The organism is Pseudomonas sp. R15(2017), from assembly GCF_002112685.1.
Lineage (GTDB): Bacteria > Pseudomonadota > Gammaproteobacteria > Pseudomonadales > Pseudomonadaceae > Aquipseudomonas > Aquipseudomonas glycinae.
In genome coordinates this window covers 74821-95158 of sequence record NZ_NEII01000001.1, presented here as the reverse complement: position 1 = coordinate 95158, position 20338 = coordinate 74821, and the positions used below count along the sequence as shown (strand labels likewise).

At 61.1% G+C, this 20338-nt stretch carries 18 protein-coding genes; 8 read left to right on the top strand and 10 right to left on the bottom strand.

Annotated elements, in window-relative coordinates; all coding sequences use genetic code 11:
- Positions 1-29: 29 nt before the first annotated feature.
- Genes dnaN through gyrB form a run of 3 tightly spaced genes read left to right on the top strand, consistent with a single transcriptional unit; the run spans position 30 to position 4674 of the window.
- Positions 30-1133 (top strand): DNA polymerase III subunit beta, encoded by a 1104-nt coding sequence (gene dnaN, locus CAF77_RS00445; protein WP_011331733.1) that lies wholly within the window; start codon positions 30-32, stop codon positions 1131-1133.
- Between the two features lie 14 nt (positions 1134-1147).
- Positions 1148-2251 carry a DNA replication/repair protein RecF gene (gene recF / locus CAF77_RS00440; protein ID WP_003220208.1) on the top strand — a complete coding sequence of 368 codons (1104 nt, stop codon included), beginning with the start codon at positions 1148-1150 and terminating at the stop codon, positions 2249-2251.
- A gap of 5 nt (positions 2252-2256) precedes the next feature.
- Entirely contained in the window at positions 2257-4674 is a 2418-nt protein-coding gene (gene gyrB, locus CAF77_RS00435) for a DNA topoisomerase (ATP-hydrolyzing) subunit B (protein ID WP_011331734.1), read from the top strand.
- A gap of 62 nt (positions 4675-4736) precedes the next feature.
- On the opposite strand, the gene CAF77_RS00430 is transcribed toward gyrB, so the two are convergent.
- Positions 4737-5453, bottom strand: coding sequence for a response regulator transcription factor (locus tag CAF77_RS00430; protein WP_085653905.1), 717 nt, complete (start codon positions 5451-5453; stop codon positions 4737-4739).
- Between the two features lie 166 nt (positions 5454-5619).
- On the opposite strand from CAF77_RS00430, the gene CAF77_RS00425 reads away from it, so the two are divergent.
- Positions 5620-7161: a HAMP domain-containing sensor histidine kinase gene (locus CAF77_RS00425; protein ID WP_085653904.1), complete on the top strand. Its 1542-nt coding sequence runs from the start codon at positions 5620-5622 to the stop codon at positions 7159-7161.
- 157 nt (positions 7162-7318) lie between these two features.
- Here CAF77_RS00425 and CAF77_RS00420 read toward each other — a convergent pair whose 3' ends face one another.
- The 4 genes from CAF77_RS00420 to glyQ form a co-directional block, all read right to left on the bottom strand.
- Positions 7319-8098 (bottom strand): 1-acyl-sn-glycerol-3-phosphate acyltransferase, encoded by a 780-nt coding sequence (locus tag CAF77_RS00420; protein WP_064379638.1) that lies wholly within the window; start codon positions 8096-8098, stop codon positions 7319-7321.
- An 82-nt stretch (positions 8099-8180) separates the two neighbouring features.
- A complete protein-coding gene (gene gmhB / locus CAF77_RS00415) occupies positions 8181-8720 on the bottom strand; it encodes a D-glycero-beta-D-manno-heptose 1,7-bisphosphate 7-phosphatase (RefSeq protein ID WP_164872121.1) in 540 nt (179 codons plus the stop codon).
- A 4-nt stretch (positions 8721-8724) separates the two neighbouring features.
- Positions 8725-10779, bottom strand: a complete 2055-nt coding sequence (gene glyS / locus CAF77_RS00410) for a glycine--tRNA ligase subunit beta (protein ID WP_064379634.1) — start codon at positions 10777-10779, stop codon at positions 8725-8727.
- Positions 10776-11729, bottom strand: coding sequence for a glycine--tRNA ligase subunit alpha (glyQ, locus tag CAF77_RS00405; protein WP_064384049.1), 954 nt, complete (start codon positions 11727-11729; stop codon positions 10776-10778). The genes glyS and glyQ overlap by 4 nt, the downstream gene beginning before the upstream one ends.
- Positions 11730-11810: 81 nt before the next feature.
- On the opposite strand from glyQ, the gene tag reads away from it, so the two are divergent.
- Positions 11811-12368 (top strand): DNA-3-methyladenine glycosylase I, encoded by a 558-nt coding sequence (gene tag / locus CAF77_RS00400; RefSeq protein ID WP_064379633.1) that lies wholly within the window; start codon positions 11811-11813, stop codon positions 12366-12368.
- Between the two features lie 40 nt (positions 12369-12408).
- A complete protein-coding gene (locus tag CAF77_RS00395; protein ID WP_064379631.1) occupies positions 12409-13296 on the top strand; it encodes a lysophospholipid acyltransferase in 888 nt (295 codons plus the stop codon).
- A gap of 51 nt (positions 13297-13347) precedes the next feature.
- Here CAF77_RS00395 and CAF77_RS00390 read toward each other — a convergent pair whose 3' ends face one another.
- From CAF77_RS00390 to def, 5 genes are read right to left on the bottom strand one after another with little or no spacing between them, the layout of a single operon-like run.
- Positions 13348-13662: a tetratricopeptide repeat protein gene (locus CAF77_RS00390; protein WP_064379629.1), complete on the bottom strand. Its 315-nt coding sequence runs from the start codon at positions 13660-13662 to the stop codon at positions 13348-13350.
- Between the two features lie 20 nt (positions 13663-13682).
- Positions 13683-15059, bottom strand: coding sequence for a Trk system potassium transporter TrkA (gene trkA, locus CAF77_RS00385; RefSeq protein ID WP_064379627.1), 1377 nt, complete (start codon positions 15057-15059; stop codon positions 13683-13685).
- Between the two features lie 22 nt (positions 15060-15081).
- Complete coding sequence (rsmB, locus tag CAF77_RS00380; protein ID WP_064379625.1) at positions 15082-16392, bottom strand: 16S rRNA (cytosine(967)-C(5))-methyltransferase RsmB; 1311 nt, start codon at positions 16390-16392, stop codon at positions 15082-15084.
- Entirely contained in the window at positions 16389-17348 is a 960-nt protein-coding gene (gene fmt / locus CAF77_RS00375) for a methionyl-tRNA formyltransferase (protein WP_064379623.1), read from the bottom strand. The genes rsmB and fmt overlap by 4 nt, the downstream gene beginning before the upstream one ends.
- Positions 17349-17404: 56 nt before the next feature.
- Positions 17405-17911, bottom strand: a complete 507-nt coding sequence (gene def, locus CAF77_RS00370) for a peptide deformylase (RefSeq protein ID WP_039764933.1) — start codon at positions 17909-17911, stop codon at positions 17405-17407.
- 169 nt (positions 17912-18080) lie between these two features.
- Here def and CAF77_RS00365 point away from each other — a divergent pair, with 169 nt between their 5' ends.
- Positions 18081-19106 (top strand): LysM peptidoglycan-binding domain-containing protein, encoded by a 1026-nt coding sequence (locus CAF77_RS00365; protein WP_064379622.1) that lies wholly within the window; start codon positions 18081-18083, stop codon positions 19104-19106.
- 79 nt (positions 19107-19185) lie between these two features.
- Positions 19186-20286, top strand: coding sequence for a DNA-processing protein DprA (gene dprA / locus CAF77_RS00360; protein WP_064379619.1), 1101 nt, complete (start codon positions 19186-19188; stop codon positions 20284-20286).
- The last annotated feature ends 52 nt before the right edge of the window (positions 20287-20338 follow it).

Genomic DNA, 20338 nt, shown 5'->3' with positions numbered 1-20338 from the left:
CGCAGCTTATTAAGGCAAGGGACTAGACCATGCATTTCACCATTCAACGCGAAGCCCTGTTGAAACCCCTGCAACTGGTCGCAGGCGTCGTCGAGCGCCGACAGACCTTGCCGGTACTGTCCAACGTGCTGCTGGTTGTCGATGGCCAGCAACTGTCGCTGACCGGTACCGACCTGGAAGTCGAGCTGGTCGGTCGCGTGCAACTCGAGGAGCCGGCTGAGACAGGTTCCATCACTGTGCCTGCGCGCAAGCTGATGGACATCTGCAAGAGCCTGCCGAACGATGCGCTGATCGACATCAAGGTCGACGAGCAGAAGCTGGTGGTGAAAGCCGGCCGTAGCCGTTTCACCCTGTCGACCCTGCCGGCCAACGACTTCCCGACTGTGGAAGAAGGCCCGGGTTCGCTGACCACCAGCCTGGAACAGAGCAAGCTGCGTCGCCTGATCGAACGCACCAGTTTCGCCATGGCCCAGCAGGACGTGCGTTATTACCTCAACGGCATGTTGCTGGAAGTCTCGACCGGTGTGATCCGCGCCGTGGCCACTGACGGTCACCGTCTGGCCATGTGCTCGATGCAGGCCGACATCGGTCAGCAGGATCGCCACCAGGTGATCGTGCCGCGCAAAGGTATTCTCGAACTGGCACGTCTGCTCACCGAGCCGGACGGCAACGTCAGCATCGTCCTGGGCCAGCACCACATCCGCGCGACCACCGGCGAATTCACCTTCACCTCGAAACTGGTCGACGGCAAGTTCCCGGACTACGAGCGCGTTCTGCCGAAGGGCGGCGACAAGCTGGTACTGGGTGATCGTCAGGCGCTGCGTGAAGCGTTCAGCCGTACCGCTATTCTGTCCAACGAAAAATACCGCGGTATCCGTCTGCAACTGGCCAGCGGTCAGTTGAAGATCCAGGCCAACAACCCGGAGCAGGAAGAAGCGGAAGAAGAAGTAGGCGTGGAATACAACGGCGGCTCCCTGGAAATCGGCTTCAACGTCAGCTATCTGCTCGACGTGCTGGGTGTGATGACCACCGAGCAGGTTCGCCTGATCCTGTCCGACTCCAACAGCAGTGCGCTGGTGCAAGAGTCCGACAACGACGATTCGGCTTACGTTGTTATGCCGATGCGTCTGTAATCAGCTGACTCTGGATGTCTTTAAGTCGCGTCTCGGTCACCGCGGTGCGCAATCTGCACCCGGTGACCTTCTCCCCCTCCCCCCGAATCAACATTCTTTACGGCGCCAACGGCAGCGGCAAAACCAGTGTTCTGGAAGCCATTCACCTGCTGGGGCTTGCGCGTTCGTTTCGTAGCACGCGGCTGTTGCCGGTCATCCAGTACGAGCAGCTGGCCTGCACCGTATTCGGCCAGGTCGAGCTCGCCGAGGGTGGCCACAGCGCATTGGGGATATCTCGTGACCGTCAGGGCGAGTTCCAGATCCGCATCGACGGTCAGAACGCTCGCAGCGCTGCGCAACTGGCGGAGATCCTGCCGCTGCAGTTGATCAACCCCGACAGCTTTCGCCTGCTGGAAGGCGCGCCGAAGATTCGCCGGCAGTTTCTCGACTGGGGCGTGTTCCACGTCGAGCCGCGGTTCATGGCCACCTGGCAGCGTTTGCAGAAGGCCTTGCGCCAGAGAAACTCCTGGCTGCGGCATGGTACACTTGACGCCGTTTCGCAAGCGGTTTGGGACAGGGAACTGTGCCAGGCCAGCGCTGAAATCGATGAATACCGCCGCGCTTATATCAAAGCCTTGAAACCGGTCTTTGAACAAACCTTGAGCGAACTGGTTGAGCTCGAAGGTTTGACGCTCAGCTATTACCGAGGCTGGGACAAAGACCGGGAATTGAGCGCCGTACTTGCCGGATCCGTGCAACGGGACCAGCAGATGGGTCATACCCAAGCCGGGCCACAACGGGCTGACTTGCGTCTTAGATTGGGCGCACACAACGCCGCGGACATCTTGTCCCGGGGGCAGCAGAAGTTGGTGGTCTGTGCATTGCGGATTGCCCAGGGGCATCTGGTGAGCCAGGCCCGACGCGGCCAGTGTATTTATCTGGTGGATGATTTGCCGTCCGAACTGGACGAGAGCCACCGCCGCGCGCTGTGCCGTTTGCTGGAAGACTTACGCTGCCAGGTTTTTATCACCTGTGTAGATCACGAATTATTGAGGGAAGGCTGGCAGACGGAAACGCCAGTCGCTCTGTTCCACGTGGAACAGGGCCGTATCACCCAGACCCACGACCATCGGGAGTGAAGGCATTGAGCGAAGAAAATACGTACGACTCATCGAGCATTAAAGTGCTGAAAGGCCTGGATGCCGTGCGCAAACGTCCCGGTATGTACATTGGTGACACCGACGATGGCAGCGGTCTGCACCACATGGTGTTCGAGGTGGTCGACAACTCGATCGACGAAGCCCTCGCCGGCCACTGCGACGACATCAGCATCATCATCCACCCGGATGAGTCCATCACCGTTAAAGACAACGGCCGTGGCATCCCGGTAGACGTGCACAAAGAGGAAGGCGTTTCCGCCGCCGAGGTCATCATGACCGTCCTCCACGCCGGCGGTAAGTTTGACGACAACTCCTACAAGGTATCCGGCGGTCTGCACGGTGTAGGTGTTTCGGTTGTGAACGCGCTGTCCGAAGAGCTGGTCCTGACCGTTCGCCGCAGCGGCAAGATCTGGGAACAGACCTACGTCCACGGCGTACCTCAGGCACCGATGGCGATCGTTGGCGACAGCGAAACCACCGGCACCCAGATTCACTTCAAGGCTTCCAGCGAAACCTTCAAGAACATTCACTTCAGCTGGGACATCCTGGCCAAGCGCATTCGTGAACTGTCCTTCCTCAACTCCGGTGTCGGCATCGTCCTCAAGGATGAGCGCAGCGGCAAGGAAGAGCTGTTCAAATACGAAGGCGGCCTGCGTGCGTTCGTTGAATACCTGAACACCAACAAGACTGCGGTCAACCAGGTGTTCCACTTCAACATCCAGCGTGAAGACGGCATCGGCGTGGAAATCGCCCTGCAGTGGAACGACAGCTTCAACGAGAACCTGTTGTGCTTCACCAACAACATTCCGCAGCGCGACGGCGGCACCCATCTGGTGGGCTTCCGTTCCGCACTGACGCGTAACCTGAACAACTACATCGAGCAGGAAGGCCTGGCGAAGAAGCACAAAGTCGCCACCACCGGTGACGATGCCCGTGAAGGCCTGACCGCGATCATCTCGGTGAAGGTGCCTGATCCGAAGTTCAGCTCCCAGACCAAAGACAAGCTGGTGTCTTCTGAAGTGAAGACCGCGGTCGAACAGGAAATGGGCAAGTACTTCTCCGACTTCCTGCTGGAAAACCCGAACGAAGCCAAACTGGTCGTCGGCAAGATGATCGACGCTGCCCGTGCCCGTGAAGCGGCGCGCAAGGCCCGTGAGATGACCCGCCGCAAAGGCGCGCTGGACATCGCCGGCCTGCCGGGCAAGCTCGCTGACTGCCAGGAAAAAGACCCGGCGCTGTCCGAACTGTACCTCGTGGAAGGTGACTCCGCGGGCGGCTCTGCCAAGCAGGGACGCAACCGCAAGACCCAGGCCATCCTGCCGCTGAAGGGCAAGATCCTCAACGTCGAGAAAGCCCGTTTCGACAAGATGATTTCGTCCCAGGAAGTGGGCACCCTGATTACCGCGCTGGGCTGCGGTATCGGTCGCGAAGAGTACAACATCGACAAGCTGCGCTATCACAACATCATCATCATGACCGATGCTGACGTCGACGGTTCGCACATCCGTACCCTGCTGCTGACCTTCTTCTTCCGTCAGTTGCCGGAGCTGATCGAGCGCGGCTACATCTACATCGCCCAGCCGCCGCTGTACAAGGTCAAGAAAGGCAAGCAAGAGCAATACATCAAAGACGACGACGCCATGGAAGAGTACATGACGCAGTCGGCCCTGGAAGATGCGAGCCTGCACCTGAACGAAGACGCCCCGGGTATTTCCGGTGAAGCGCTGGAACGTCTGGTGAACGACTTCCGGATGGTGATGAAGACCCTCAAGCGTCTGTCGCGCCTGTACCCGCAGGAGCTGACCGAGCACTTCATCTACCTGCCGGCCGTCAGCCTGGAAATGCTCGGCGACCACGCCAAGATGCAAGATTGGCTGGCCCAGTACGAAGTTCGTCTGCGCACCGTCGAGAAGTCGGGCCTGGTCTACAAGGCCAGCCTGCGTGAAGACCGCGAGCGTGGCGTGTGGCTGCCAGAGGTCGAACTGATCTCCCACGGCCTGTCGAACTACGTCACCTTCAACCGCGACTTCTTCGGCAGCAACGACTACAAGACCGTCGTCACCCTCGGCGCTCAACTGAGCACCCTGCTCGACGAAGGCGCGTACATCCAGCGTGGCGAGCGCAAGAAAGCGGTCACCGAGTTCAAGGAAGCCCTGGACTGGCTGATGGCCGAAAGCACCAAGCGCCACACCATCCAGCGATACAAAGGTCTCGGTGAAATGAACCCGGATCAGCTGTGGGAAACCACCATGGACCCAAGCGTGCGCCGCATGCTGAAAGTCACCATCGAAGACGCCATTGGCGCAGACCAGATCTTCAACACCCTGATGGGTGATGCGGTCGAACCTCGCCGTGACTTCATCGAGAGCAACGCTCTGGCGGTGTCCAACCTGGATTTCTGATCCCGGTCGGCACCAACGAAAAGGCCAACGCACCAGCGTTGGCCTTTTTTATTGCCTGCAATTCACTCCCCCGCTGCCACACTCTCCAACCGATACCCATACCCGTAAATCGTCAGCAACTGCCAACCCCGATCCGCCGTCAGCCCGAGCTTGTTGCGCAGGCGATAGATATGAGTGTCCAGCGGTCGCGACGTGGACATTTCTTCGTGGGGCCAGAATCGTTCGTAAAGGTAATCCCGTGACAGCGGTCGGCCGAGGTTGCTGAACAGGCAATGGGCGAGGCGATACTCGCGCTCGGTCATGGCGATCGGTTTCCCGTCGCGGGTGACGGTCAGTTCGGCGTCGTCGAACACCAGGTCGTTGAAACGCAGGACGTCGGCCGCGGCGTTACGTTGCAGGCTGTGTCGACGCAGTACCGCCGCCACGCGGGCCTTCAGTTCATTGGGCCGAAACGGCTTGCTGACGTAATCGTCGGCCCCGGCATTCAGGGCCTGGACGATATCGCTCTCACCATCGCGGCTGGTCAGCATGATGGCCGCTGGCGGCGCTTCCATGTGTTCGCGGGTCCAGCGCAGCAGCGCCAGGCCAGTGAGGTCGGGCAATTGCCAGTCGAGGATCAGCAGGTCGAAGGTTTCCCGGCGCAACTGTCGCAGCAGGTCTTCACCGCTTTCGAAGCTGTGCAGTGACCAGGGCTGTCCTCCGGTCTCGGCCATTTGCTGCAGGGTCTGCTCGACCCGACGCAGTTCGGCGGGTTCATCGTCCAGTATCGCAACGCGCATACGCGGTGGTTCCTTGTCGCTCGGGCAATGGGTGCCGACCAGATCGGCTCACTCCATGCAGTGAAAGTAAGCGGCACGCCTTGGGGTGAGCCGCTATGATTCTTCGGGTCTACGTCCTCAGACCGGCCGCCTATGAAACCATTCAACCCGCCCTGCCCTGTTTCCCATGAATAACCAGCGCCGACACGAAAGCCGCGTACCCAGCCAGGTTCAGCGTTTGTTCCGGCAACTGGTGCGCGAGTGGGTGTGGATAAGTCTAGTGCTGTTACCGCTGACTGCACTGCTTTCCTGGCGGGCGCAGATCAATTTGCATGACCCGGCGCCGTTGATGGGCGCAGGACTTTCGGTAGTCATGGTCGCGTGTGTACTTGGGTTGCTGCTGTGGCGCCCGCGACTGGCGTTATGGCTGACATTGGGCGGGATTGCCTGCGTGCTGCTGACCAGTGCAGGCCTGGCTGAAATGCGGCGTTGGTGGTCGCCGACGCCTGCGGCGCTGGGCATGTTGTTCGGCTATCTGATCTGGAACTGGCGTCGCTTGAGTGTAGTGCTCACCTACTTCGGCTGGGAGCTGGCGCGGCTGGACAGCGAACCGAAAGTCTTTCCTGAACGACGTCGGGCGCAGTTTCCCAGCGCCGACCGCTTGCAGGGGCAGATCATGGCGCTTGAGCAAGCCATGAGCCGCACCCGCGATACCCGCCGCTTCATTGCCGACGGGCTGGAATATCTGCCGGTCGCAACACTGATCAGCGATCCTCGAGGACAAGTCTTGTTGGGCAATCGCAAGGCGCGGAGCCTGTTCGATCACAATCTGGTGGGCGAGGATGTCCTCGATCAACTGGCGCGCCTGGGCTATCCGGAGTTGTCCACAGAGCCGCGCCCGCCGCTCTCCGAGCTGCCTCTGCTGGAGTTTCGTGATCACAAGGAACGTAGCCTGCGCCTGGAACGCGCCGCGTTGTTGCCAGTGGATGGCGACATACCGATTGGCTGGCTGCTGAGTCTCACTGACCTGAGCGCCGAACGCGCCGCCGAGGAACAGCGCGGTGTGTTGCTGCGCTTCCTGTCCCATGACCTGCGCGCTCCCCACTCGGCGATTCTTGCCCTGCTTGAGGTACACCGGCATCAGACGGGGACGGATTCGCCGCTGTTCGAACAGATTGAACGCCAGGTCCGTCGGGCGCTGGAACTGACCGATGGCTTCGTTCTGTTGGCCCGGGCCGAGTCCGAGGCGTATCAGTTCCAACCAAGTCTGTTCGGGATGCTGGTCATGGACGTTCTGGATCAGGCGTTGCCCATCGCTCAGCAAAAACGCATCGAGCTATTGAGCGACATGGACGAACAATCACAGGAGCGTCTGATTATGGCCGATCAGGGTTTGTTGACCCGCGCCCTGTTCAACCTGCTGGAAAATGCGATCAAGTACAGCCCGGCTGGATCCACAGTGAATCTGCATGTCAGTTGCGACAACGACTGGCTGCGGTGTGAACTGTCCGATCAAGGCAAAGGAATCGCTGCAGAAGAACTGCCTGACCTGTTCAGCCAGTACCGGCGGTTTTCCTCTGCGCAGGGTATCGATGGCGTGGGCCTGGGGTTGTCGATGGTCAAAGCCGTTGTGGATCACCATGGCGGCCGAATCGAATGCCTCAGCGTGGTCGATCAAGGCACGACGTTCCGTCTGGAACTGCCACTGATCGCTGAAGAGCAGGCATAAAAAAACCGGCTATATCAGCCGGTTTCCTTACTTCCGAAAAAAACTTATGCACCTTTTACGGTGATTTATCAGCTTCGGAAATATATAAGTAAATCAGTAAGTTAATTCGATAATTCGGGATTTTGCGAACAAACCGTACACAGGTTATCCACAAATCTCAGACAGCGATCTGATCGTTCGCAGCCGGTGCCTGGGGGGCCGGAGGCAGCGAGCCCATTTCTCGTTGCGTTTTCTCGTTCCACGCCTGCACCCGGTCATTCAGATCGGCGATGGCGCGCGGGCCACTGCCCTCGGCGTACATCGGCTCACCGATGACCACGGTAATCACACCCTGCTTTTTACCCCAACCAATCTTCGGCCAGAACTTGCCGGCATTGTGTGCGATTGGCAGCACCGGAAGCGCCGCATTCACCGCCAAGGCACTGCCACTGCGGGAGAACTTGCCGATAGTGCCATGAGGAACGCGAGTGCCTTCCGGGAAGATCAGCACCCAGACATTGTCCTTGAGCAACTCATCACCTTTCGCCGCGACCTGCTTGAGGGCGGCTTTCGGGTTGTCCCGGTCAATCGCGATCGGCCGCAGCATGGCCATCGCCCAGCCGAAGAACGGCACGTAGAGCAATTCGCGCTTGAGCACCTGGCTCAAAGGCGAGAAATAAGCGGAAAGAAAGAACGTCTCCCAGGTGCTCTGGTGGTTCGATTGAATCACGCAGGGCCGGTCAGGCACGTTTTCCGCGCCTTTGACTTCGTAACGGATACCGAGAAACACCTTGGTCAACCACAAGGCACAACGGCACCAGTACACGTTGATGAAACGATAGCGCGCCTTGAACGACAGAAAGGGCGCGATAAAAAAGCTCAGGCTGCACCACAGCAGGGCGGTGGTGCCCAGCAGCAGGTAAAAGAGGAAGATTCTGATGGCCTGCAGTATCGACATGGCGACGTTTACCGTTACGGGCAATGCCCGACTGTTCAAGCGCACTCCCGATCAATCCCTGGTCAGGAACTTCAGAAGCACTCTAGTTGTGGATAAGTTCTGCGGCAATCGCCGCGAGATCGTCAAAAATCAGGGTGCCCACCGGCAAGGTCTTGGCCTGAGTCTTTTCGCCTTTCCCGGTCTTTACCAAAACGGGCTGTGAATCGACGGCTTTGGCGGCCTCCAGGTCACCAAGGCTGTCGCCGACGAACCAGACATTCGTCAGCGCGACGTTGTAATGCTGCGCGATGGTTTTCAACATCCCCGGTTTCGGCTTGCGGCAGTCGCAACCCTCATCCGGCCCATGCGGGCAATACACGATCAGCCCGACTTCACCGCCCTGCTCCGCCACCAGTTCGCGCAGGCGCGCGTGCATGGCATCGAGGGTGGCGAGGTCGTAGTAGCCGCGAGCAATGCCCGACTGGTTGGTGGCGACCGCCACCGTCCAGCCGGCCTTGCTCAACTGCGCAATCGCTTCGATCGAGCCGGGCAGCGGAATCCACTCCTCTACCGACTTGATGTAAGCGTCGGAGTCGTAATTGATCACTCCGTCCCGATCGAGAATCAGCAGTTTCAACAGCAATCCCTCAACCCAGCAGCGAAATGTCGGCAACGCCCAGGAACAGGCCACGCAGACGCGCCAGCAGCGCGTAGCGGTTGGCCCGCACATTGGCGTCTTCGGCATTGACCATCACTGCGTCGAAGAACGCGTCCACCGGCTCGCGCAGGGCGGCCAGGCGTGCCAGCGATTCGTTGTACTGACGTGCTGCGGCCATTGGCTGTACAGCCTGGTCCGCTTGCTGGATCGCCGAATACAGCGAGAACTCGTTGGCGTTGTCGAAGTACTTGGCCTGGACTTCGGTCGGCACCGAGCCTTCCACCTTGCTCAGCAGGTTCGACACACGCTTGTTCACCGCCGCCAGCGCTGCCGCTTCCGGCAGTTTGCGGAAGGCCTGAACCGCTTGCACACGTTGGTCGAAGTCCAGCGCCGAACCCGGCTTCAGGGCACGCACCGACAGGTAAGTGGCGACATCCACGCCTTCGTCTTCGTAACGGGCACGCAGACGGTCGAAGATGAACTCCAGCACCGCGTCGTTCAGGCCGGCAGCCTTGACCTTGGCACCGAACGCATTCACGGCGAACGCCACAGCATCGTTCAGGTCCAGATCCAGTTGTTTCTCGATCAGGATCCGCAGTACGCCCAGTGCTGCACGGCGCAGGGCATACGGGTCTTTGCTGCCGGTCGGCAGCATGCCGATGCCGAAGATGCCGACCAGGGTGTCGAGCTTGTCGGCGATGGCCACGGCCGCACCGGTCAGGGTGGCTGGCAGTTCAGCGCCGGCACCGCGTGGCATGTACTGCTCGTTCAGCGCCAGGGCGACGTCTTCCGGCTCGCCGTCATTGAGGGCGTAGTAGTAGCCGGCGACACCTTGCATCTCCGGGAACTCGCCGACCATTTCGGTGGCCAGGTCGCACTTGGACAGCAGGCCTGCGCGGGCAGCCCACGAAGCGTTGCCGCCGATGCGTGCGGCGATGTACGCCGCCAGTTTCGAGACGCGCTCGGCCTTGTCGTAGACGCTGCCGAGTTTTTCCTGGAACACCACGTTCTGCAGGCGATCGTTGAAGGCTTCGAGCTTCTGCTTCTTGTCCTGCTTGAAGAAGAACTCGGCGTCGGTCAGACGTGGGCGAACCACTTTCTCGTTACCGGCGATGATCTGCTGCGGGTCTTTGGATTCGATGTTGGCCACAGTGATGAAACGCGGCAGCAACTTGCCGTCGGCATCCAGCAGGCAGAAGTACTTCTGGTTGTCCTGCATGGTGGTGATCAGTGCTTCCTGCGGCACGTCGAGGAAACGTTCCTCGAACGAGCACACCAGCGGCACTGGCCACTCGACCAGCGCGGTCACTTCGTCGAGCAGCGCCGGCGGCACGATCGCAGTGCCTTCCTGACGGGTCGCCAGTTCTTCGGTGCGTTTGCTGATGATTTCGCGACGCTCGTTGGCATCGGCCAGCACGTAGGCGGCACGCAGGTCGGCCAGGTAGCTCGACGGCGAACCGATGCGCACGCTTTGCGGGTGGTGGAAGCGGTGGCCACGGGATTCACGGCCAGCCTTCTGCGCGAGAATCGTGCAGTCGATGACCTGGTCGCCGAGCAGCATCACCAGCCATTGGGTCGGACGCACGAACTCTTCCTTGCGCGCACCCCAACGCATGCGTTTCGGGATCGGCAGGTCGTTTAGCGAGTCTTCGACGATGGTCGGCAGCAGGCTGGCGGTCGGCTTGCCGGCGATGTTCTGGCTGTAGCGCAGTTTCGGACCGCTCTGGTCGATTTCGCTCAGCTCGACGCCGCACTTCTTGGCGAAGCCCAGTGCCGCTTGAGTCGGGTTGCCTTCGGCATCGAACGCGGCCTGACGTGGCGGGCCGTCGAGGTTGATGCTGCGATCCGGCTGCTGGGTGGCCAGCGCGGTGATCAGCACAGCCAGACGACGCGGCGCGGCGTAGACGGTTTTGCTCTCGTAATTCAGGCCGGCAGCTTGCAGGCCTTTGTCGATACCGGCCAGGAACGCTTCGGCCAGGGTGTTCAGGGCTTTGGGTGGCAGTTCTTCGGTGCCCAGTTCAACCAGAAAATCTTGAGCACTCATTGTGCAGCCTCCAGCTTGGCCAGTACTTCGTCACGCAGGTCCGGGGTTGCCATCGGGAAGCCCAGCTTGGCGCGGGCCATCAGGTAGGCTTGGGCGACGGAACGCGCCAGGGTGCGTACGCGCAGAATGTATTGCTGACGCGCAGTCACCGAGATCGCCCGGCGCGCATCCAGCAGGTTGAAGGTGTGCGAGGCCTTCAGGACCATTTCGTAGCTTGGCAACGGCAGCGGCTGGTCGAGTTCGATCAGGCGCTTGGCTTCGCTTTCATAGAAGTCGAACAGCTCGAACAGCTTGTCGACGTTGGCGTGTTCGAAGTTGTAGGTGGACTGCTCGACTTCGTTCTGGTGGAACACGTCGCCGTAGGTCACTTTGCCGAACGGACCGTCAGCCCAGACCAGGTCGTAGACCGAATCCACGCCTTGCAGGTACATGGCCAGACGCTCGAGACCGTAGGTGATCTCGCCGGTCACCGGGTAGCACTCGATGCCGCCCGCCTGCTGGAAGTAAGTGAACTGGGTCACTTCCATGCCGTTCAGCCAGACTTCCCAGCCCAGACCCCAGGCGCCGAGGGTCGGCGATTCCCAGTTGTCTTCGACGAAGCGGATGTCGTGGACCAGCGGGTCCAGGCCGACATGCTTGAGGGAGCCCAGGTACAGCTCCTGGAAGTTGTCCGGGTTCGGCTTCAGGACGACCTGGAACTGGTAGTAGTGCTGCAGACGGTTCGGGTTTTCGCCGTAACGGCCGTCAGTCGGACGGCGGCTTGGCTGCACGTAGGCGGCGTTCCAGGTTTCCGGGCCGATGGCGCGCAGGAATGTCGCGGTGTGGAAAGTGCCGGCGCCTACTTCCATATCGTAGGGCTGAAGTACCACACAACCTTGCTCGGCCCAGTATTGCTGGAGCGCGAGGATCAAGTCTTGGAAGGTACGCACGGCTGGCGTAGGCTGGCTCACGAAATTCACCTGTTTCTTGGGCTGCGATTTAAAGAGCGGGAGTATACCCGATTCAGTCGCACCTCCACCCCCTGGAGCCTTATGCCACGCTGCTTTTGGTGCAACGAAGATCCGCTGTACATGGCTTACCACGATCAGGAGTGGGGTACGCCGCTACGCGATGCGCAGGGTTTGTTCGAGTTGCTTTTGCTCGAAGGGTTCCAGGCCGGGCTTTCGTGGATCACCGTGCTGCGCAAACGTGAGCGATATCGCGAGGTGCTGTTCGGCTTCGACGTACAGCGCGTGGCGCAGATGAGCGATGCGGAAATCGATCAATTGATGCTCGATCCGGGGATCATCCGCAACCGCCTCAAGCTCAACGCCGCCCGGCGCAACGCCCAGGCCTGGCTGGCGCTGGAAGATCCGGTGGCCTTCCTCTGGTCGTTTGTGGATAACCGGCCGGTGATCAATCATTTCAAGGATCGCAGCGAAGTCCCGGCCATTACCCCGCAAGCCGTGGCCATGAGCAAAGGCCTGAAAAAGGCCGGCTTCACCTTCGTCGGCCCAACCATTTGCTATGCGCTGATGCAGGCCTCGGGCATGGTCATGGATCACACCCAGGACTGCGACCGCTACGCGCAGCTCGCCAACGGCGGTTAGAATGGCCGCCTCGCGCACAGCACAAGATCAGGAGTGACCTGTGGAAAAGTTTAAAGGCGCCATGCTGGTTGGCGCTCTGCGGCTGTTTGCCCTGCTTCCGTGGCGGGCCGTGCAGGCCGTGGGTTCGGCGATCGGCTGGATCATGTGGAAAACCCCCAACCGTTCCCGCGATGTGGTGCGGATCAACCTGGCCAAATGTTTTCCACAGATGGACCCGGCCGAACGCGAGCGTCTGGTCGGTCAGACCCTGAAAGACATCGGCAAGTCCCTGACCGAAAGCGCCTGCGCCTGGATCTGGCCGGCCCAGCGGTCCATCGACCTGGTGCGCGAAGTCGAAGGCCTCGAGGTGCTGAAAGAAGCGCTGGCCTCGGGCAAGGGCGTGGTCGGCATCACCAGCCACCTGGGCAACTGGGAAGTGCTCAACCACTTCTATTGCAGCCAGTGCAAACCGATCATTTTCTACCGGCCGCCGAAGCTCAAGGCTGTGGATGAATTGCTGCGCAAACAACGCGTGCAACTGGGCAACAAGGTCGCTGCGTCAACCAAGGAAGGCATCCTCAGTGTCATCAAGGAAGTGCGCAAGGGCGGTCAGGTGGGGATCCCCGCAGACCCGGAACCGGCCGAATCCGCCGGGATCTTCGTGCCGTTCTTCGCTACTCAGGCCCTGACCAGCAAGTTCGTGCCGAACATGCTCGCCGGCGGCAAAGCCGTCGGGGTGTTCCTGCATGCCCTGCGTCTGCCGGACGGTTCCGGCTACAAGGTGATCCTCGAAGCGGCGCCGGAAGCCATGTACAGCACCGACACTGAAACCTCCTGCGCGGCGATGAGTCAGGTGGTCGAGCGTTACGTGGCGGCTTATCCGAGCCAGTACATGTGGAGCATGAAGCGCTTCAAGAAGCGTCCGCCGGGTGAGGCGCGCTGGTACTGATCAGACCTGGGCAATTGTGGATAACCTGATCACACGGGTTATCCACAGCCGTCACGGCTTCTGCCGATCGAGCTTCTTCAGAAACACCGTCATTTCCTTCTCGGCCTGCTTGTCGCCATGGGCCCGGGCCGCTTCCACCCCCTGCTCCCACGCCTGCCGCGCAGCCGTCAGGTCACCCAGCGCCAGTTGCGCCTTGCCCAGCAGTTTCCAAGCAGCCGAATACTTCGGATCGAAGCCGACACACCGCTGGAAATGCTCGGCTGCCTTCGCGTTTTCCCCCAAATCCAGATAACCCTTGCCGAGGCCGAAGCGCAGCAGCGAGTTATCCACACCCTTGGCGAGCATTTTTTCCAGGGATTCGATCATCGGTTTCGCCTCTCGGTCGATCAGAAGAAACTCAGTCCTACGTGGAACAGCTTCTCCACATCGCGAATATGCTTTTTATCCACAAGGAACAGGATCACGTGGTCGCCGGCGGCGATCACCGTGTCGTCGTGGGCAATGATCACTTCTTCATCGCGGATGATCGCGCCGATGGTGGTTCCCGGTGGCAGCGCGATGTTTTCGATGGCCTTGCCGATCACCTTGCTCGACTTCGAATCGCCATGAGCCACCGCTTCGATGGCTTCCGCCGCGCCCCGGCGCAACGAGTGCACGCTGACGATATCGCCGCGCCGCACGTGGGCCAGCAAGGTGCCGATAGTCGCCAGTTGCGGGCTGATGGCAATGTCGATGTCGCCGCCCTGGATCAGGTCGACGTAGGCCGGGTTGTTGATGATCGTCATCACCTTCTTCGCGCCCAGACGCTTGGCCAGCAGCGACGACATGATGTTGGCTTCGTCATCGTTGGTCAGCGCGAGGAAAATGTCCGCGTCGGCGATGTTCTCTTCCAGCAGCAGGTCGCGATCCGACGCGCTGCCCTGCAGCACCACGGTACTGTCGAGGGTATCCGAGAGATAACGGCAGCGTGCCGGGTTCATCTCGATGATCTTCACCTGATAGCGGCTTTCGATGGCCTCGGCCAGCCGTTCGCCGATCTGCCCGCCACCGGCGATGACGATGCGCTTGTAGCTTTCGTCGAGCCGGCGCATTTCGCTCATCACCGCGCGAATGTTCGCACGGGCGGCGATGAAGAAGACTTCGTCGTCGGCCTCGATCACCGTATCTCCCTGGGGAAGAATCGGTCGGTCGCGGCGGAAAATCGCGGCCACTCGGGTTTCCACATTCGGCATGTGTTCACGCAACTGGCGCAGTTGCTGGCCTACCAGCGGCCCGCCGTAATAGGCGCGCACCGCGACCAGTTGCGCCTGGCCTTCGGCGAAATCGATCACCTGCAACGCGCCAGGGTGCTGGATCAAACGCTTGATGTAGTTGGTGACGACCTGCTCGGGACTGATCAGCACGTCGACCGGAATCGCCTCGTTCTGGAACAGTTGCTCCTCGCGGGTGAGGTACGACGCTTCGCGCACCCGGGCAATCTTGGTCGGGGTGTGGAACAGGGTGTGAGCAACCTGGCAGGCAACCATGTTGGTTTCGTCGCTGTTGGTCACCGCCACCAGCATGTCGGCGTCGTCGGCACCGGCCTGACGCAGCACGGTCGGCAGCGAGCCACGGCCCTGCACGGTGCGGATGTCGAGGCGGTCGCCAAGATCGCGCAGACGGTCGCCGTCAGTGTCGACCACCGTGATGTCGTTGGCCTCGCTGGCCAGATGTTCAGCCAGCGAACCGCCGACCTGTCCCGCACCGAGGATGATGATTTTCATCCAGTCACTCCGTTGAATCCGTTTAGCCGCGCGCGGCAGCGATCTTGATCAGCTTGGCGTAGTAGAACCCGTCATGCCCGCCCTGTTGGGCCAGCAATTGGCGACCATGAGGCTGTTTGATTCCGGCGGTGGTAGCCAGATCCAGCTCCCGGGCGCCCGGCGTGCGCTCAAGAAACGCGCCGATGACTTCGGTATTTTCGGTCGGCAAGGTCGAGCAGGTGGCGTAGAGCAGGATGCCGCCCACTTCGAGGGTTTTCCACATCGCGTCGAGCAACTCGCCTTGCAATTGCGCGAGGGCTGGGATGTCGCCGGCCTGGCGGGTCAGCTTGATGTCCGGATGGCGGCGGATCACGCCGGTGGCCGAGCACGGTGCGTCGAGCAGGATGCGCTGGAACGGTTTGCCGTCCCACCACGCTGCCGTGTCGCGACCGTCGGCGGCGATCAGTTCGGCGTTCAGGCCGAGACGCTCGAGGTTTTCCTTCACTCGCACCAGACGTTTGGCTTCCAGGTCCACCGCCACCACGCCGGCCAGCGCCGGTTCGGCTTCGAGGATGTGGCACGTCTTGCCGCCCGGTGCACAGCAGGCGTCCAGCACTCGCTGGCCCGGCGCGAGGTCGAGCAGGTCGGCGGCCAGTTGCGCGGCTTCGTCTTGCACGCTGATCCAGCCTTCGGCGAAGCCCGGCAGGCTGCGCACGTCGGCGGCGGCCTCCAGCACGATGCCGTCGCGGCTGAAAGTGCACGGCTGTGCGGCGATACCGGCTTCAGTCAGCAGACTCAGGTACGCGTCACGGCTGTGATGACGACGGTTGACCCGCAGGATCATCGGCGGATGCGCGTTGTTGGCTTCGCAGATGGCTTCCCATTGCTCAGGCCAGAAGGCCTTGAGGGATTTTTGCAGCCAGCGCGGGTGAGCGGTGCGCACCACCGGATCGCGTTCCAGTTCGGCGAAGATCGCCTCATGTTCGCGCTGGGCATTGCGCAGTACGGCATTGAGCAGACCTTTGGCCCATGGCTTTTTCAGCTTGTCGGCGCAACCGACGGTTTCGCCGATGGCGGCGTGTGGCGGGACGCGGGTGTAGAGCAGTTGATAGAGACCGACCAGCAGCAGCGCCTCGACATCGGCGTCGGCCGCCTTGAACGGTTTCTGCAGCAGTTTTTCCGCCAGCGCCGACAAGCGTGGCTGCCAGCGCGCGGTGCCGAATGCCAGATCCTGGGTGAAGCCGCGATCGCGATCCTCGACCTTGTCCAGTTGCGTCGGCAGGGAGCTGTTGAGCGAAGCCTTGCCACTGAGAACAGCGGCGAGTGCCTTGGCGGCGGCCAGACGTGGGTTCATTGAGCGTCCACCGCTGCACCCAGCACGGTGCCGGTGGCGAATTTCTCACGACGGCTGTTGAACAGATCACTGAAGTTCAGCGCCTTGCCGCCGGGCAATTGCAGACGGGTCAGGCACAGCGCCTGTTCGCCACAGGCGACGATCAGACCGTCCTTGCTGGCGCCGAGGATGGTGCCCGGTGCGCCTTTGCCTTCGGCCAGTGTCGCCGCCAACACTTTCAGCGCTTCGCCGTTGAGCGTGCTGTGGGTGATCGGCCATGGATTGAAGGCACGGACCAGACGTTCCAGCTCAACGGCCGGGCGGCTCCAGTCGATGCGTGCTTCGTCTTTGTTCAGTTTGTGCGCGTAGGTGGCGAGTTCGTCGTTCTGCACTTCGCCTTCCAGGGTGCCAGCGGCCAGACCGGCAATCGCCTGCACCACGGCAGGTGGGCCCATTTCGGCGAGACGGTCATGGAGGCTGCCACCGGTGTCTTCGGCGCTGATCGGGGTCACGACTTTAAGCAGCATCGGCCCGGTATCGAGGCCGGCTTCCATGCGCATCACGGTGACGCCGCTCTCGGCATCGCCCGCTTCCACGGCACGCTGGATCGGCGCCGCACCGCGCCAGCGCGGCAGCAGCGAGGCGTGACTGTTGATGCAACCCAGGCGCGGAATATCCAGCACCGCTTGCGGCAGGATCAGGCCGTAGGCCACCACCACCATCAAGTCAGGCTTCAGCGCAGCGAGCTCGGCCTGAGCGTCAGCATTGCGCAGGGTCGGCGGCTGCAACACCTGGATATTGTTTTCCAGGGCGAGCTGTTTGACCGGGCTCGGCATCAGTTTTTGTCCGCGACCGGCCGGGCGATCCGGTTGGGTGTAGACCGCAACGATCTCGTAAGGGCTGTCCAGCAGGGCCTTGAGGTGTTCGGCGGCGAATTCCGGGGTGCCGGCAAAAACGATGCGCAGTGGCTCAGTCATGGGGGAGTCTCATAAAAAGAAAAAGGCTTGCCGCAGCAAGCCTTTGGAGAGGGGCATCAAGCGTTCTGGCGGTGCTGCTTTTCCAGTTTCTTCTTGATCCGGTCGCGTTTGAGCGTGGACAGGTAATCGACGAACAACTTGCCGTTGAGGTGGTCGCATTCGTGCTGGATGCACACGGCGAGCAGGCCTTCGGCGATCAGTTCGTAAGGCTTGCCGTCACGGTCCAGAGCCTTGATCTTGACCTTCTGCGGGCGGTCGACATTTTCGTAGAAGCCCGGCACCGAGAGGCAGCCTTCCTGGTATTGCTCCATTTCGTCGGTCAGCGGTTCGAACTCGGGGTTGATGAACACCCGGGGTTCGGTGCGGTCTTCGGAAAGGTCCATCACGACGATACGTTTGTGCACGTTGACCTGGGTCGCGGCAAGGCCGATGCCCGGCGCTTCATACATTGTTTCAAACATGTCATCGACCAGCTGACGCACTTCGTCGTCCACTACAGCCACAGGTTTGGCGATAGTGCGCAGACGCGGGTCCGGAAATTCGAGGATGTTCAAAATGGCCATAAGCTTGATTGCTGCACGTGTGAGGTAAAGTCGGGCGATGGCCTGGCGGGTCCGAAGATGCAGGCTACCGTTGTGAAACGTAGCTCCTTGATTTTCAGCATAGAGCAGGGAGCGAGCCACGGGGGCTCTGGCGTTTCACGCGAACGCACATAATAAAGGGATTCACCGCATGAGGAAATCACTACTCGCCCTGCTGTTTCTGGCCTCGGCCGGCGCCGCGCACGGGCAAGTGCAACTCAAGGAAGGTTTTCCACAGCAATACACGGTGGTTTCGGGGGATACGCTCTGGGACATCTCCGGTAAATATTTGCGCGAACCCTGGCAGTGGCCACAGCTGTGGCGGGCCAATCCGCAGATCGAAAACCCCAACCTGATCTACCCCGGCGACACACTGACGCTCAGTTACGTCAACGGTCAGCCGCGCCTGACCGTCAATCGCGGCGAGTCGCGCGGCACCATCAAGTTGTCGCCGCGCATCCGTACCAGCCCGGTGGCCGAGGCGATTCCGAGCATTCCGCTCAAATCCATCAACAGCTTTCTGCTGAGCAACCGCATCGTCGACAAGGTCGAGGACTTCGACAAGGCGCCGTACATCGTCGCCGGCGATGCCGAACGGGTGCTCAGCGGCACCGGCGACCGGATCTTCGCCCGTGGCCATTTCGACCCGAACCAGCCGGTCTACGGCATCTTCCGCCAGGGCAAGGTCTACACCGATCCGCAGACCAAGGAGTTTCTGGGGATCAACGCCGACGACATCGGCGGCGGCGAAATCGTCGCCACTGAAGGAGACGTCGCCACCCTCGCCCTGCAACGCACGACCCAGGAAGTGCGCCTCGGCGACCGCTTGTTCAGTGGCGAAGAGCGTTCGATCAACTCGACCTTCATGCCCAGCGCTCCCACCACTGACATCAACGGCCTGATCATCGATGTGCCGCGCGGCGTCACACAAATCGGCGCGATGGACGTGGTGACCCTGAACAAGGGCAAACGCGACGGCCTGGCCGAGGGCAACGTACTGGTGGTGATGAAAACCGGGGAAACCGTGCGTGACCGGATCACCGGCCAACCGCTGAAAATCCCCGATGAACGTGCTGGACTGCTGATGGTGTTCCGCACCTACGACAAACTCAGTTACGGCCTCGTACTGAACGCATCGCGCTCGCTCGCGGTGCAGGACAAGGTGCGAAATCCTTAGCTGGCTTCACAAGTTACCAACAGAGTTATCCACAGCTTGTTCCGAAAGGTTCGGGCCTTATAACGATCAAGGATGATCCATGATGATGCCTGTCTCTGCGTCGGTTTCCCCGGCGGAACTGGAAGCGCGCCTGCGCCTGCACCGCTTGCCGGAAGTCGGTCCCAAACGTTTTGCCAAACTGCTCGAAGCCTTCGGCTCTGCCTCCAAGGCAATCAGCGCGCCGGCCAGCGCCTGGCGCTCGTTGGGTTTGCCGGCGGCTTGTGCCGAGGCCCGGCGCTGTCCTGAAGTTCGCGACGGCGCCAGCCACGCATTGCGCTGGCTAGAGCGTGCGGGTCAACATTTGCTGATGTGGGATCACCCGGATTACCCGGCCTTGCTGGCGCAGATTCCCGACCCGCCGCCCCTGCTGTTTGTCGCTGGCGACCCGCGGATTCTGGAAAAACCGCAACTGGCGATGGTCGGCAGTCGACGTGCTTCACGCCCTGGCATGGACACCGCCACTGCGTTTTCCCGCAGCCTCGCCGGGGCCGGGTTCGTTATCACCAGCGGTCTGGCGCTGGGCATCGATGCGGCGGCGCATCAAGCCGCTGTCGACGTCGGCGGGCAGACGGTCGGCGTGCTGGGTACTGGCCTGGAAAACTTTTATCCACAGCGCAATCGGCGGTTGGCGGACGTGATGATTGCGTCCGGCAGTGCGGTGGTTTCGGAATTCCCTCTGGACACCGGGCCGGCGGCCAGCAACTTCCCAAGACGCAATCGGATCATCAGCGGCTTGTCCCTCGGCGTGCTGGTGGTCGAGGCCAGCGTGGCCAGCGGTTCGTTGATCACCGCGCGGCTGGCGGCGGAACAGGGGCGCGAGGTGTACGCCATTCCGGGTTCAATTCATCACCCAGGCGCTCGCGGCTGTCATCAACTGATCCGTGACGGAGCCGTTTTGGTGGAAACCATTGAGCATATTCTCGAAGCCCTGCGCGGCTGGCAGCAGTTGCCGCTGTCCGCCTCCGCGCCGGATCCCGATCACCCTCTGCTGGATCTGTTGCACGCCGCGCCGCACACCAGCGAGGGCCTCTCCGACAGCAGTGGCTGGGCATTGCCCAAAGTGCTGGCGGCATTGACCGAACTGGAGATGGATGGCCGCGCCGTTTGCGAAAACGGCCGCTGGTTTGCACGCGCAAGCTAGGTTTTACATTGAAGATCGGTAAACTGCGCGAAACCTGTTTGCGGAGAGTTTT